Here is a 14,980-nt window from a genome sequence, read left to right as displayed (position 1 = left end):
CTCCGTGGCTTACAGCTTGGCGTCGGCGGCCATCTGCACGTAGGTCGGATCGAAACGCAGCTTGAGGTTGCTGGTGTCGCCGCTGGTCACACCGTTGGCGAACGACATGCCGACGGCGCTGGTGTCTTTGGCGCCTTCACCGAGCAAACCGTGCTCGAACGAAAACTCGGCGACTTTGCGCATGGTTGCCGGCAGTTGTTCGCTGGTGGCGAAACTCAGCGCTTCGCTCGGGGTGGCGAACAGTTTGGTGGTGTCCAGTTGCGACTGGAACCCGGCGAGATCGGTGCCAGAGGCTTTGGCCATGTGCTCCAGCGCGGCTGTGCTCGCAGCATTTTTGGCGTTCATCAGTTCGACGACTTCGAACCAGGCGCCCGTCAGCGCTTTGCCCAGTGCCGGGTTGTCTTTGAGGGTGGCGCTGTTGACCACCATCATGTCCATGATCTCGCCGGGAATCTGGCTGGAATTAAACACTTCGGTCACGCCCGGTTTGGCCTTGATGTCGGAGAGCATCGGGTTCCAGGTGGTCACGGCGTTGACCTGATCGGTGTTGAACGCGGCGGAAACGTCAGCGTCGGAGGTGTTGACCACTTTCAGGTCTTTCTCGGTCAGGTCCACCGAGTCCAGCGCCCGCGCCAGCAGGTAGTGCGACACCGACAGTTCAACCAGATTGACGTCCATGCCCTTGAGGTCGGCGACTTTCTTGCCTTCACCCTTGAGCACGATACCGTCGTTGCCGTTGGAAAAATCGCTGACGATCAGTGCGGTGCTGTCGACGCCGCCAGCGGCGGGAATGGTCAGTGCGTCCATGTTGGTCATGGTGCAGCCGTCGAACTGGCCGGCGGTGTACTGGTTGATGGATTCGACATAGTCGTTGAGTTGCACGACGTCGATCTTGATCCCGTATTTCTTCGCCCACTTGTCGACAATGCCCTGGCTACCGGCGTACTCCCATGGCATCCAGCCGGCATAGATTGTCCAACAGACGCTGAAATGGTCTTTCTGGGCGGCGGGGGATTGGGTGCTGACAAGCGCGGCGAAGACGGCGGCGAGCAGGGCGGGTAGGCGTAGTCGTGGCATGGTGGATTCTCCAGTTGATCAAGGGCGGACAGGACGGCAGCGGCACCGTGAACGGTGGCTTGTCTCCCGGGCTTTTGTCCCGCCGTGTAACCTCAACTGGAGGTCGCCAACTCTCGGACCAGCCACTCGCAGATGCGAGCCGGAACCCTAGTCAGCCATTGCAAATTGTGGTGCCGCGAACCTGTGATGACTCCTGCACGGGTTTGCTAAAGCGAGAGCCGTGCCAAGTTGTGTTGGGCGCTCTGGCACGGGGTTTCGGATTGAAACGCGAAGGTCGCGTGGGCGGTTCGATGCGTTGAGTTGGTGCGTTGTTGCACCGTGATGCAGCGTGGTCGCCAACGATGGTCATGGCTATCATGGTGACCACCGTTAATCAGCGGCTCAATGACGGCGTTGGCGGATGAACAAGGTTTCATGAATCACTTGTTTCAACTTGTTACAGAAACGCACCAGATTCCGAAAACGTTGTCAGATCATTCGTCAGTCACCGAATAAACGACTGACGCCTGCCAGCGTCGCTGGTGAGGCTACCCGCGGTCCAGGAGGCCGCCATGTATCGCCGAATCCTACTGCTTACCGTGATGCTTTTTTCCATTGGCGGTTGTGTCCCCTACTCCTACGGAGATGGCTACTACCGCTCAGAGGTCTACTCATCCCCCGCGCCGGCGTACTACAGCGGTGGCGGCACTTATTACAGCGGCGGCAGCACGTACTACTCGGCCCCGCGCTACTACCAGCCAGCACCGCGTTACTATCAGCAACCGCGCTACTACCAACCGGCGCCACGCTACTACGAAAGCCGTCGCTGGCAGGGCAATGATCGTGGCGGCTGGAACGGCCACCGTCGCGGCGGTTGGGACAACGACCACCGCGGTCGTGGCAACTACGACCGTCACAGCGGTCGCGGCGATCACAACGGACGTGGCAACCGCTGGTGACTCACCGCAAATAAAAAGCGGCGCATGATGCGCCGCTTTTTTATGTCTGCTGAAAATGAATCGTGTGACCATCTCCTAGGAAATTCTCGGAAGCCTCCTACAGTTTTATTACTGAATACTTGTTAGCGTTTGTCTATGCCTATTGATGTCGCAAGACTTCAATTTAATGGAGGTATATAAATACGGAAGTTTTTTCAGGTATGAATCTGCTTATTATTCACCAGAATTTTCCAGGCCAGTTTCGCCATGTGGCATTGGCGGCGCTTCATAGGCGTTTCAATGTGCTGGCAATTGGGCGAGATACGGCACCGGGTGTCGCCGGGATAAAACTGATTCGTTATCGGTCATCGCAAATAAAGCCAAGGGAGAGTCATCCATATTTACATAAATATGAAGACGCTGTGTTTGATGGCCAGAAAGTGTGCGAGTTGTTGGGGCAGATCAAGCGAAAAGGCTATCGCCCCGATGTCATGCTTGCTCATCCTGGCTGGGGTGAGACGTTATTCATAAAGGATGTGTATCCCGATGTCCCACTTATTCACTTCTGTGAATATTATTATCAATCTCACGGTGCAGATTCGGGCTTCGATCCGGAGTTTTCCTGTGCGGCGAATTCCTCTTCAAGATTAAAAGTCTTGAATTCAATGCATCTATTGAATATTGAGCAGTGTGACATTGGAATTGCGCCTGCCGTGTGGCAGCGAAGTCTTTTTCCGCCAGTTTATCATTCCAAGATTCGTGTTATGCATGAAGGTGTTATTCCAGTTCGAGGATTAGAAACGGTTGAATCTTTAATCCTGTCCAATGGGGTAGTGATCACCGCAGATCAGCCAGTCGTGACATATGTTGCCAGGAATCTGGAGCCTTATCGTGGTTTTCATAGCTTTGTGAGGTCCATTCCTCATATTCAAGCGAAGTGTCCGAGCGCGCAAATAGTCATCATAGGGGGGGACGAGGTCAGTTATGGACGTTTGCCTGTCGGCTATAAGAACTGGCGAGAGCGAATGCTTTCGGAAGTGGATTTCGATAGGTCTAATGTGCATTTCACCGGGAGGCTGTCTTACCAGGAGTACAGGGCTGCTCTGAAACTCTCAAAGGCTCATGTTTACCTGACTTATCCGTTTATTTTGTCGTGGTCATTGTTGGAGGCTATGGCCTCCGGTTGTACCGTGATTGGTTCCGATACCGCTCCGGTCAAAGAAGTTATTGTCCATGGATGTAATGGAATTCTCGTCGATTTTTTTGATTATGAAGCGATAGCTGATGCAGTTTGCAACGTTCTTGAATCTCCGGATGAATTTGACCGAATCAGAAACTCAGCGAGGGAAACGGCAAGAAAATTTGATGTGGAAAACGGCCTGAAGGGTTATTTCCAGATTTTTGAAGATGCGATGGCTGCAAAGTTTTAAAGAGCGGATTTTATCATTTTAAAATGGAAATTTGAAATGTCTAAGATGTCTCGCAACGCAGCCTATAGGCGGTTTAAGGCTTTACTGAAGTATGGATTACTCTTGCTGATGTGCTCTTGGCTCATCAGTGTCTATATCAAATGGGAGAAGGCAGCGGCGAGCAGGGCGATTTACCAAAAGGAACAGGCAGACTGCCGTAGAACGTTGGCGGGTATGGAGCAGGTTCCGATCCATGGCGGGAGCCTTCTTGATCGAACCCGGATACCCGGATTTTATTTCGGCTCCACATTGAAGAGTGACGGATCGTGTATTGCCGATACTCTCGAAGGTTCGTTTTGGTGGACGGGGACTGAACTTCGTACGGAGTATCAGGAGAGCGGGAAAGAGCCACCGTCTAGCTGGAGTTATTTCCGTGTCGCCGCCAGGCTCTATACCCGAAAGGAGTTTATTGAACCGCACTCAATGGGAGGGCGGCATGTGGATTGGCCGGATAACTTGATTGTGAGGCTTAATAACTATCCAGGATTAGAACTTTGGCTTGCTGCTCCTCCTCCCCACTCCAAAAATGAATTTCCCATCACAGCGTTTGTTATGCGTGACTGGCGTCGGCACGACGGAACACCGCGAAAAATTTATTGCGATGGTTTGTATTCTCCGCCCTCTTCATTTTTGTCAGGAGAGTTGAGTGCGGTCGAACTGATTAAGTTCAATAAGGCGCAGTTAGAGGAGCTTGATTTCGGGGGCTTGCAAGCTTTTTGTACGGTACAGCTACATAGCTTCGAATTTGTTGGTGGGGATGCGCGCGTTAGCTTAAGTACACGCTCGCTACGTGGCGCGCCTGAAGCACTTAAACTCATCAGTGAGTATCTTTCAAACTCCATTCTTACAGGGAAGTAACGATGAGTTATGTTTTTAATGATTTGGAAAGATCGTCAATTATTTATGCTGCAAATAGTTGTGGTGGGATGTTGTTTTATTTAGAGAGTGAACGATATACGGCAGTTCCAATAGCGGGGCGGAGTTGTGCTTCTTTTTATAGATTGTTGTCAGATGTCATTCGTGGAAAGCTTGTCGGTGTTGAGGCTTTTGATACGGATGTAATAGGCGTATTGCAGAGCGCCAAACTCTGGCTTGATGTGGCGATTGATGCCAATGGTGGACACGGTGCTTATTCTGCTTTAATTCGTGCCTGTACCCTGCGGCAGGGCGAGCTTAGACTAAATAAAAAGTTTACTGAGGAGCGGATGCAACAGTCCTCGAATCAGGTGGCCGTGAATTTCATGAATGTACTGATGTATGGGGAAATGAGAGACGGTTTGGCTCCATGGACAGTACCTTCAATCAGTCAAATCGCCGCCATTGATGCGAGTGCTATTGGCGAAGTTTTGTTCGAGAAAGAATGTGGTCGGGACGATACGGCTGTTAGTCGCAACGCAGGTTGGTCGGGAACGATCGGTTTCAGTCTGTTAGGCGGAGAGCCTCCCTATGAAACCTGGAGGTTGATTTCTGCTGGAGACCCTGGCTCCGAAATCAAAGGAAGGCATGAACTGGCCGAAGTCAATCGACTCGATGATTTCAAGAATATTTTATTCGCCATAGACTCATACAGTGTCGGCCTTCGGGCAGCAATTAAAAATTTCGGCGTGAATGCAGTTGAGAGTTTGTTTTCTGTACTACCTGAACAAATCAATATTGCAGTTGCCAGCGGAAGCTATAACCCAATCATCCAATACGTTGTCAAAGGCACGCCAATTTCACCGACCGTTAATCTGATATTGCGCTATGGCACCCATGATTTTTTTGACATGTTCCGGCGCACATACGACGGAGACTCTACGGCGGGTCCCACCACAGATGAAACATTTGCGTCTGATGCCTATGAGTTTTTCTCAGCGTTTTCACCCGCTCAGTCCCAAAGCATCGTCACCCGAACCATTGGCGAATATGGCAGCGCAAGTTCGTGGGCAAAACAAGCTGGGCAGAAAACGCCAGTCGGTCAGGCATTACGCAATTCGCTTAAACAGCTGAGTGAAATAGTCATAGAGCGAGACGACGGTTTTCCCGGCCGTGGGCTGGAGCTTTATGACCCGAGTACCGGTGAGGGCGACATTACCGAGCAGTGGCTCTCGGACCGCGCAGAGATGTTGGCCCGTTTGATTTCCAGAACCCATGCCTCGTTCGGAGAAAACACACTGCAGAAATTTTCCTATACCGATATCGCCTCGGGCAAACAGACGCCGATGACGATTGGCGTATCCAATCCGCTGGTCATGTTTGGTGATGACGGCGGGAGAGCTTTCAGTGGTGCGCCAAATGCCGATCACCTGTATGGCGGTGCAGGAAATGATTCGATCGACGGACTCGCTGGTAATGATGTCATTGAAGGTGGTCGAGGCAACGACTCGTTAAGGGGTGGCGATGGGAGCGACACGCTGTACGGCATGACCGGGGATGATGTTTTGGTGGGGGGCAAAGGTAACGATTATCTTGCGGGTGGCAAGGGTAATGATCGGTACGAGTTCGCTAACGGAGACGGCATCGATGAGATTTTCGATGCGGATGTTGAGGGCCAATTGTTGATAAACGGTCTTCCTGTTCCAGCCCTCACGCGCAGTGCTCCTCTAAGTAATACGTGGTTTACGGAAGATCGATCTATAACGCTAACGCTCATCGAAGAAACCGTTGATAGCACGCTTAACATTAAGTACGGCCTGGACGATCTCATCGTCATCAAGCGCTACAAACCAGGCATGCTGGGCGTCCAGCTCCCCGATTATCAACGTCAGCCCATGTCTGCGCCCGACCTGGTTATTCAGGGCGATTGGAAAGCAAAAGACGCCGACCCCAGTATCCCCGGCCATCAACCTGCTTACGATGAATTGGGCAACGCGGTGCTATTGCCCAAAGTTAAGCAACGGAACAAAGCCGACTTACTTTACGGATCAGCCGAAGATGATCTCATCCTTGGTCTGGGCGGATCTGATCGACTGTTCGGCAAGGCTGGAAATGACCGTTTATTTGGTGACAAGCAAACAACCCTGGAAAAAGCCCTGGCTGATAGCGCTAAAGGAAAAGTAAACCGTGGTGATTGGTTAGACGGCGGGCTGGGCGATGATCTGCTGGTCGGAACTGTCTCACGGGATGTCATGCTCGGTGGCAACGGTCGAGATACGTTAGTGGGGGGAGCGGGTGATGACCTCTTGCACGGCGACGATACGACCGGGCTACTGGAGCAAGGCTGGAAATACGAGCGGCATGAAGTTGTACTGGCCCAAGGCGTCATCAGCATGCGCACCACCTTCGACAAATCATCCGTGGCCGATGCCTTGGAAGGAGGCGACGACATGCTTTATGGGCAAGGCGGGCGAGATGTTCTTAGCGGCGGTTGGGGCGATGATCTACTCGATGGCGGCACTGAAGATGATCAGTTGCGCGGCGACGGGGGCAACGACACGCTGGTCGGCGGCAGTGGCAACGACACATTGCTCGGAGACAACCTTGATTGGGGGGGCGGTCTGCATAGCAAGCACCATGGCAACGATCTTTTGGAGGGTGGCGATGGCGACGACTCTCTCGCGGGCAACGGCGGTAGTGACATGTTGTACGGCGGCCCCGGCAATGATGTCTTGCGTGGTGACGACGACGTATTGGACGGTATTGCCGGTGACGCCGCGCATTTCTTCGGACGTGATGTTTTAGAGGGAGGCTTGGGCGACGACACCCTTTGGGGCGGCGGAGCAGGTGATTTGCTTTTCGGTGGCGCAGGTAACGATGAGTTGGTTGGCGATTACCCTCACCACCCGATTCGTTATCACGGTGATGATCTGCTCGATGGCGGTCCTGGGGACGACACGCTCCGTGGGCTAGGTGGCTGCGATACATTGATAGGGGGGGCGGGTGCCGATGCTTTGGATGGCGACGAGCCAAACCTGCAGTACGGCGGAACCAACGATGACTATGTTCGAGGTGATGCGGGAAACGACACCCTTTGGGGTGGTTTAGGCGCCGATACGCTTTACGGTGGTGCTGACGACGACTTGCTGTCTGGCGACTACGAGCAAACTCCTGAGGCCGAGCATGGCGCAGATTATCTGGACGGTGGCTCAGGCAACGATACGTTACTTGGCGGCGGCGGAGACGACACGCTATCTGGCGGGGAGGGTGTGGACTATCTGCGCGGTGATTCAGGAAACAATGTGTTTGAGGGCGGGGCCGGCAACGATTATATGGAAGCGCTGGGCGGAGATGATATTTACCATTTCGGAGCCGGCGATGGGCTCGATGTCATAGTCGACGCGGGTGGCAATAATGTCATGAAGTTTGGAGCCGGATTTTCTGCAGAGAATCTGAAAGCGCAAATTCTTGATATTGAAATGAGCGCGGTATTGCGCCTCTCGAATGGATCGGGTGACGCCGTCCTGATAAAAAATCATCAGGCGTGGCATACCTCGACTTTCAGTTTTATTGATGGTGTGGCCCTGAGTTATCAGGATGTCGTCAAGAAAACGATTGCTCCGATGGCTGTGATCGATCCGCCGGAAATAGAGGCGGTGGACAAAGGAAAGATAGAAAACACGACTGAATCCAGAGATTTAGCGGGTATTCCGGCTCGGCCAACCATTGGTGTTTCCAGCGACGGAGACGAGTTGGATGTGGGTACTGGCATTGAAGAGACGGAAATGTTTCTGGCAGACATTCAAGGGAAGCGTTCGGCAAGTAGAAAGGCGACAGGTTTTACGTTGAGTGACCAAGGAATCTGGGTCAGAAACCAGATAGTAACCACCGATGCGGGCTACACCACCTATATCGACTTGATCAATGAAAGTGTCGAAAACGGATCCCTGTCAGATACGCCGAAGTGGATGAAATCTGTCTCTGGCAGTGCTGTGTACAGTGATAGGCAGACAAGTTCTACATCCCAGTCCAATTTCAAGGATGTAAAGGCAGAAGGAACGGCACCCCCATCGCTCCATCAACCTCAGTATTATCGATCTGGTTCAGGTAGCGGATTTTCGTTTAAAGCGGGGGATGTGGTCGTAGAAGATAGAAAAGACTCAGGCGCCATTGAAGGATGGTTCATCTATCCAGCAGGAAGCTTCGGCACTGGCGAAACTGTCCGTAAAGAATTTCGCTGGAATGTAAAGACCGAAACTATCAAGCACAAGATTGTTCAAGGTGACGATAAAGGGGGACGAGTAAATCTCGAAGTAGGAAATACGTTTCATGGCGGTAAAGGTGATGACCTGGTAGTTGTTTATTCGCTTGCTCCACTTGATTATGGTTCGGTGAATGACAGATTACCGGGCGCTATTTTATCGGCTGGAGCAGGTAACGATACGTTGCTCGGCTCCGAAGGTGCCGACTATTTAATCAGTGGTTCAGGGGTTGATTGGCTTTACGGCGAGAACGGCGCCGATACTTACATGGTGCAAGCGCATGCTGGTGCAACGACCATTATCGCGGATGTGCTGAGTCCAGTTTTTCATCGCCCGGAAGTCGGTGTTTCCGGATGGAGAGACGAGTTTGGGTCAGTGGATCAAGATACTGTCATTCTCCCCGCTGCGGCGAGGCGGGATAAGCTGCAATTAAGTTGGGGGGCAACGTTGATTGAAACAGTAAATGTCGAGTTGGCCCCCGATCCTCCACGCGATGCCCATCGCCATCTGCCGCGGGCAAAAATGCTGTATTCGACACTCGATATAAAATGGGGAACTGGTCAGAAAGTTCGCATTGTTCTACCCCGTGCGGGGGATTTCGAGGGTTACGGCATTGAAACTATAAAGTTCGCTGATGGATCCAGCGTCAGCCTGAAAGAACTTTTAGTGTCGAGTCAATTAGGTCCTGCCCCGGATACTTATCACATGGGTGCACTTGTTGAAGGTACGACGGGTGCCAGATCCATTCGAGAGGGTAAACCCCTGCCGCTTGTAGGTGGTTGCGGTAATGACACTTTAAGCGGGGCAGGTGAAATCAGAGGCATGCAGGGAAATGACGTGCTCTCTGGTAGCGTTGGCGATGATGTGCTGCTGGGTGGTCCTGGTCATGACACATTGTCCGGTGGCGCTGGCAATGACGTTTATATATATGATGGCCTCGGAAGAGACTTGATTGATAACACGGGGGGCGGGATTGATGGAATCGATTTTTCCGAGATGGATCTGCCCATTGGACAATTGAAGTTTCACCGTGAAAGGGATGATCTTGTAATTGTTGTGAATTACGGTATGTCGCCAAAAATCCGGGTGTCCAATCATTTTCTAGGGGGAGATGCTGCTATCAGTTTCATCAGGGTCAAAAAAGAAGAGAAATCGACTCAAGATTATTCAGCGGCCCAACTCGCTGAGTTTCTACATCCTTTTCCACCGCTGCGGGACGCAGAAGATATTTTGAAAAAGAACGACGGCGAAGCAATGCAGGCAACGATGGAAATTATCAAGTTTTACGAGTTGAAATAACGGCCGTTTGAGCGTGCCCGCGACAGGTTCCGAGAAGCAACCATCGCGGGCAATCAATCTTCAATACGGCGTCAGATCCGCCAACGGATGTCGCCCCTCCCAAACCTTGTGAAAGTGCGCCTCGACCACCGCATCCGGCACGCTGCTAACGTCCGGCCAATGCCAGTGCGGCTTCTGATCCTTGTCGATCAGCCGCGCACGGACCCCTTCACTGAACTCAGGATGCCGGCAGCAATTGAGGCTCAGGGTGTATTCCATCTGAAAGACTTCGGCGAGTGACATATAACGGGCGCGGATGATCTGTTCCCAGACCAGATGAGCGGTCACCGGCGAGCCTTCGCTCAGAGTCTTGGCAGCGCGGGCGAGTAACGGGTCGCTGTTGTCGCGTTGCAGGCTGATGGCTTTCCACGCACAGGTGACGTCGCTGACGTCGAGCAGATCGTCGATTTGCTGACGACGCGGCAGCCACTGCGCCTCTGGCATTTGCGCCACGGCTTCCTGCTGCAAGGCTTTGAGCAGGCTGTTGAGTTGCATGTCGGTCTGTTCCTGCCAGTTCAATTGCAGCAGGCCTTCGATCAGTTCCGGTTGTTGTTCGTCGAGCATAAAACGGTCGGCCAAGCCCAGATCAATCGCATCGCGCCCGTTCAGGTGCGCGCCGGTCAGGCCGAGAAACAAACCGAGCTTGCCCGGCAGCCTTGAGAGAAACCAACTGGCACCCACATCCGGATACAGACCAATGGTGATCTCCGGCATCGCCAAGCGGCTGCTCGGGGTGACGATCCGCGTGCTCGCGCCTTGCAACAAGCCCATGCCGCCGCCCAGCACGTAGCCGTGGCCCCAACAGATCAGCGGTTTGGGGTAGGTGTGCAGGCTGTAATCCAAACGGTATTCCGCGCTGAAAAACTGCGCGGCCAGTGGCGGCACTTCGCCGGGATGGGCGCGACAGGCTTCCACCAGGCTGCGCACTTCACCGCCGGCGCAGAAAGCCTTGGCGCCGTTACCGCGCAGCAGTACGCAGACGATTTGCGGATCCTTGGCCCAAACGTTCAGTTTGTCGCTCAAGGCGTTGATCATTGGCAGGGACAACGCGTTCAGCGATTTTTCAGCATCCAGGCTGGCGATACCGATGCGGGCGCCGTCGGTGCCGGTGAGTTCTTCGAAGTGCAGATTCATCGTGACCTCGATCGGGAATTTGAGCGTTCAGTATGATCGCTGTGTGGGAAAGTGCCGGATCTGCGTCAGATCAATTGACAAGCGTGGTCGGCTTTCCTAGGGTTCGCCCCATTGTTTTTGCCGGGTATGACCATGACTGCTGACGACCGTATCAAACTCGAACCGAGCTGGAAGGAGGCACTGCGTGCCGAATTCGACCAGCCTTACATGGCAGAGTTGCGTAACTTCCTGCAGCAGGAGCGGGCGGCCGGCAAGGAAATCTATCCGCCGGGGCCGCTGATTTTCAACGCGCTGAATTCGACGCCGCTGGATAAAGTCAAAGTGGTGATCCTCGGCCAGGACCCGTATCACGGCCCGGGCCAGGCCCATGGCCTGTGCTTCTCGGTGCAACCGGGCGTGCCGGCGCCGCCGTCGCTGGTCAACATTTATAAAGAGTTGAAGCGCGACCTGAACATCGACATCCCCAACCATGGCTATTTGCAGAGCTGGGCCGATCAAGGCGTGTTGATGCTTAACACCACCATGACGGTGGAGCGCGCCACCGCCAACGCGCACAAGGACAAGGGCTGGCAGTTTTTCACTGATCGAATCATTGAGTTGGTCAGCGAGCAGCAGCCGCACCTGGTGTTCATGCTGTGGGGCGCCCATGCGCAGAGCAAGCAGAAGCTGATTGATGCGACCAAGCATCTGGTGCTGACGTCGGTGCATCCGTCACCGTTGTCGGCTTATCGCGGCTTTTTGGGTTGCGGGCACTTCAGCCGCACCAACAAGTTTCTTGAGCAGAATGGCGAAACGCCGATTGAGTGGCGCCTGCCGCCTGTTTGATGGGTTGACCGGGTTGGCCCCTTCGCGAGCTTGCTCGCGAAGAAGGCAACTCGGTCTGTCAGTGTTACTCGGGATTGCGGTTCCAGTACTTGAACAACGGCTCCGCCAGAAACAGCACAAACAACAGCCGCATCACCTGCATCGCCGTCACCAGCGGCACCGACAGTTGCAGGGTCTGCGCCGTCAGACTCATTTCAGCGATACCGCCAGGCATCATGCCCAGGGTCAGCGAACGTAGATCCAGATGGGTCAGTGTGCTCAAGCCCAGCGCCGCCAATGTTGCGATCAACATGGTCAACACCGTGCCGATCAACGTGCGGCCCATGAACGATGGCGCCCGCCGGAAGAATTGCCGGTTGAAGTGGCAGCCCAAACCGCTGCCGATCAGCCACTGGCCAATCTGACTGCCGCCATCGGGCAGACCGATGTGCAAGTCCCAGCCAATGCTGATCGACGCGCTCACCAACAGCGGCCCGAACAACCAAGGATTGGGTTGACGCAGTCGCTCCCAGACCCAGGCGAGCAGGGCGCCTGCCGGAAACAGAAGCGCCAGCCAGCGCCAGTCGACGCTGCCCGCGTGGGAAATAGGCGTGCCATCGCCGAGCAAATACTTGAACGCCGCCGGCACACACAACACCACCACCAACACACGCAAACTCTGCCCCGCCGCGACATGGCTGAGCATCGCGCCGTTGCGTGCGCCGAGGTTGACCATCTCACCCGAGCCGCCGGGCATGCTGGAAAAAAACGCGGTAGCTCGATCTTCGCCGGTACGGCGCATCAGCCACACACCGACCACCGCCGACACACTGGTGACCAGCGCCCCGAAGAAGATCAAACCGAAATGACTCAGCACCTGTTCCATCACCACCGGGGTGAAGTGCAGGCCTATGCCGATCCCCACAATCCACTGGCCGCATTTGCGCCCGCCAGGGATTTCGCTCAATTGCCAAGGGGTGAGGCAGCGCACGAGGATAATCGCCAACAACGAGCCGACCATCCACGGCAGTGGCCAGCCGATCTGGCTGGCGATATAACCGCCAAGCAGACCGACCAGCGGCGTTCCCCACCAGGTCTTGAGCGACCGATCAGACACCGGCAATGGCGCGACGGGCAGCGGAACGTTTGCGCCAGATACGGATGATTGGCATCAAGAGCATGATCCCCGTCAGCACCCAGCAACCGAGGGTGATCGGGCTCGACCAGAGGATTTCCAACGCGCCGTTGGAGATCGACAGGGCGCGGCGCAGGTTCTGCTCCATCAGTTCGCCGAGGATGAAGCCCAGTAGCAACGGCGACAACGGGAAGTCCAGTTTGCGCAGGATGTAGCCGAAGATACCAATACCGATCATCAGGAACAGGTCGAACGTGGTGGCATGCACCGCGTAAACGCCGATCCCGGTGATGATGGCGATGACCGGCACCAGTGCCCAGTTCGGCACGGCGAGGATGCGGGTGAAGATGCGGATCATCGGGATGTTGAGAACCACCAGCATGAGGTTGGCGATGAACAACGAGGCGATCAGGCCCCAGACGATGTCCGGTTGTTGCTGAAACAGCAGTGGGCCCGGCGTGATGTTGTACAGCGACAGCGCGCCGATCATCACCGCGGTGGTACCTGAGCCTGGAACACCGAGGGTCAGCATCGGCACCAGTGCACCGCAGGCGGCGCCGCCGATGGCGGTTTCCGGGGCTGCGAGGCCACGGACATCGCCCTCACCAAATTTGCCAGTGGCGCCGGCAAGACGTTTCTCGGTCATGTAGGCCACGGCGCTGGCAAGCGTCGCACCGGCCCCCGGCAATACGCCCATGATGAAACCCAGTACGCCGCAACGCAGGTTCACCGTGAACACCGACGCCGCTTCCTTGAAGTTGAACATCATGCGGCCGGTGGCTTTTACCGCTTCCTGGCCGTGGTGGGTTTTTTCCAGCAGCAGGAGGATTTCGCTGATGGAGAACAGGCCCAGCACCAGCACGACGAACTGAATGCCGTCGGTCAGGTGAATGTTGTCACCGGTGAAGCGATACACGCCGCTGTTGGCGTCGATGCCGACGGTCGACAGGAACAGACCGATCAGTGCCGCAATAAAGGTTTTCAGCGGTCGATCACCGGCCATGCCGCCGAGACAGACTATCGCGAAGACCATCAACACGAAGTATTCCGCTGGACCAAAGGCAATCGCCCATTTCGCCAACAGCGGGGCGAACAGCACCATGCCGCAAGTGGCGATGAACGCGCCGATGAATGAACTCCACGCCGACAGCGACAACGCCACGCCAGCCAGACCCTTGCGGGCCATCGGGTAGCCGTCGAGGGTGGTCATTACGGTGGAGGCTTCGCCAGGAATGTTCAGCAGGATCGAACTGATTCGCCCGCCGTATTCGCAGCCCAGATAAACCGCCGCCAGCAGAATCAATGCCGATTCCGGCGGCAGGCCGAGGGCGAATGCAATCGGGATCAGCAAGGCCACGCCGTTGATCGGGCCCAGACCCGGCAGCAGGCCGACGACAGTGCCGATCAAGGTGCCGCAGAGCGCGGTGACCAGGTTGTAAGGGGTTAGCGCGACGCCAAAACCCTGACCCAAATAGCCAAGAGTATCCATATCAGTTCTCCAGAACGTCGAGCAGGCCGAGGGGCAGCGGAACGTCCATCACGCGGTCGAACAGCAGGTAAAGACCGACGGCCATCAGGCTGATGATCACGATGCTTGGTAGCCAGCGGCCGCCGTACAGGCGCGCCATCGGTATCCCCGTCAGGATGCTGGCGATGACGAAACCAAGGGGTTCGAAGGTGCCGGCGAAGACCAGCAGCAGAATCACGCAAATACCGATCTTGGTCAGGGTTTCACGATCCAGCGGCGGCTCGTCATCTTTGCTTTTGATCGGTGCCGGACGAAACACCATGTACAGCAAGGCCAGGCCCATCAGACCGAGCATCAACAGGGGAAAGGCGCGAGGGCCAACCGGTTCGTAAGAAAAGGCTGCCTGATACGGCCAGGCCATCAGTGCCAGGCCGACGCAGGCCAGCAACAGCACCGAGGCGAAAATGCGTTGAATAAGCATGGGGAACTCCTGTGCTGCGGCCCCCGGCGAGCGGGGCCGC

General features: G+C 55.1%; 10 protein-coding genes and 1 riboswitch. Of the genes, 5 read left to right on the top strand and 5 right to left on the bottom strand.

The window, feature by feature from the left end; translation table 11 throughout:
* Positions 1–9: 9 nt before the first annotated feature.
* A complete protein-coding gene (locus K5E40_RS14310; RefSeq protein ID WP_221731346.1) occupies positions 10–1,077 on the bottom strand; it encodes a putative urea ABC transporter substrate-binding protein in 1,068 nt (355 codons plus the stop codon).
* A gap of 61 nt (positions 1,078–1,138) precedes the next feature.
* A riboswitch (guanidine-I (ykkC/yxkD leader) is annotated at positions 1,139–1,239 on the bottom strand.
* Positions 1,240–1,628: 389 nt separating this feature from the next.
* Here K5E40_RS14310 and K5E40_RS14305 point away from each other — a divergent pair.
* The 4 genes from K5E40_RS14305 to K5E40_RS14290 all read left to right on the top strand — a co-directional run bounded on the left by K5E40_RS14305 (position 1,629) and on the right by K5E40_RS14290 (position 9,879).
* The gene (locus K5E40_RS14305) at positions 1,629–2,015 is read left to right on the top strand and encodes a hypothetical protein (RefSeq protein ID WP_221731345.1); all 387 of its coding nucleotides are present in this window, start codon (positions 1,629–1,631) and stop codon (positions 2,013–2,015) included.
* Positions 2,016–2,215: 200 nt separating this feature from the next.
* Positions 2,216–3,424, top strand: coding sequence for a glycosyltransferase family 4 protein (locus K5E40_RS14300; RefSeq protein WP_221731344.1), 1,209 nt, complete (start codon positions 2,216–2,218; stop codon positions 3,422–3,424).
* A gap of 36 nt (positions 3,425–3,460) precedes the next feature.
* Complete coding sequence (locus K5E40_RS14295) at positions 3,461–4,321, top strand: hypothetical protein (RefSeq protein ID WP_221731343.1); 861 nt, start codon at positions 3,461–3,463, stop codon at positions 4,319–4,321.
* Between the two features lie 2 nt (positions 4,322–4,323).
* Positions 4,324–9,879, top strand: coding sequence for a calcium-binding protein (locus K5E40_RS14290; RefSeq protein WP_221731342.1), 5,556 nt, complete (start codon positions 4,324–4,326; stop codon positions 9,877–9,879).
* Between the two features lie 60 nt (positions 9,880–9,939).
* Here the strand turns inward: K5E40_RS14290 and K5E40_RS14285 are convergent, their stop codons facing one another.
* Positions 9,940–11,052 (bottom strand): enoyl-CoA hydratase/isomerase family protein, encoded by a 1,113-nt coding sequence (locus tag K5E40_RS14285; protein ID WP_221731341.1) that lies wholly within the window; start codon positions 11,050–11,052, stop codon positions 9,940–9,942.
* Positions 11,053–11,184: 132 nt separating this feature from the next.
* On the opposite strand from K5E40_RS14285, the gene ung reads away from it, so the two are divergent.
* On the top strand, positions 11,185–11,877 hold the full coding sequence (gene ung, locus K5E40_RS14280; RefSeq protein ID WP_221731340.1) for a uracil-DNA glycosylase: 693 nt from the start codon (positions 11,185–11,187) through the stop codon (positions 11,875–11,877).
* A gap of 64 nt (positions 11,878–11,941) precedes the next feature.
* Here the strand turns inward: ung and K5E40_RS14275 are convergent, their stop codons facing one another.
* From K5E40_RS14275 to K5E40_RS14265, 3 genes are read right to left on the bottom strand one after another with little or no spacing between them, the layout of a single operon-like run.
* Positions 11,942–12,973 (bottom strand): AbrB family transcriptional regulator, encoded by a 1,032-nt coding sequence (locus K5E40_RS14275; protein WP_221731339.1) that lies wholly within the window; start codon positions 12,971–12,973, stop codon positions 11,942–11,944.
* Positions 12,966–14,480: a tripartite tricarboxylate transporter permease gene (locus tag K5E40_RS14270; RefSeq protein WP_221731338.1), complete on the bottom strand. Its 1,515-nt coding sequence runs from the start codon at positions 14,478–14,480 to the stop codon at positions 12,966–12,968. The genes K5E40_RS14275 and K5E40_RS14270 overlap by 8 nt, the downstream gene beginning before the upstream one ends.
* Before the next feature lies 1 nt (position 14,481).
* Positions 14,482–14,940 (bottom strand): tripartite tricarboxylate transporter TctB family protein, encoded by a 459-nt coding sequence (locus K5E40_RS14265; protein ID WP_221731337.1) that lies wholly within the window; start codon positions 14,938–14,940, stop codon positions 14,482–14,484.
* Positions 14,941–14,980: the final 40 nt, after the last annotated feature.

This window comes from Pseudomonas baetica (assembly GCF_019733355.1).
GTDB lineage: Bacteria > Pseudomonadota > Gammaproteobacteria > Pseudomonadales > Pseudomonadaceae > Aquipseudomonas > Aquipseudomonas baetica_A.
This window is presented reverse-complemented; position numbering and strand designations above follow the sequence as displayed.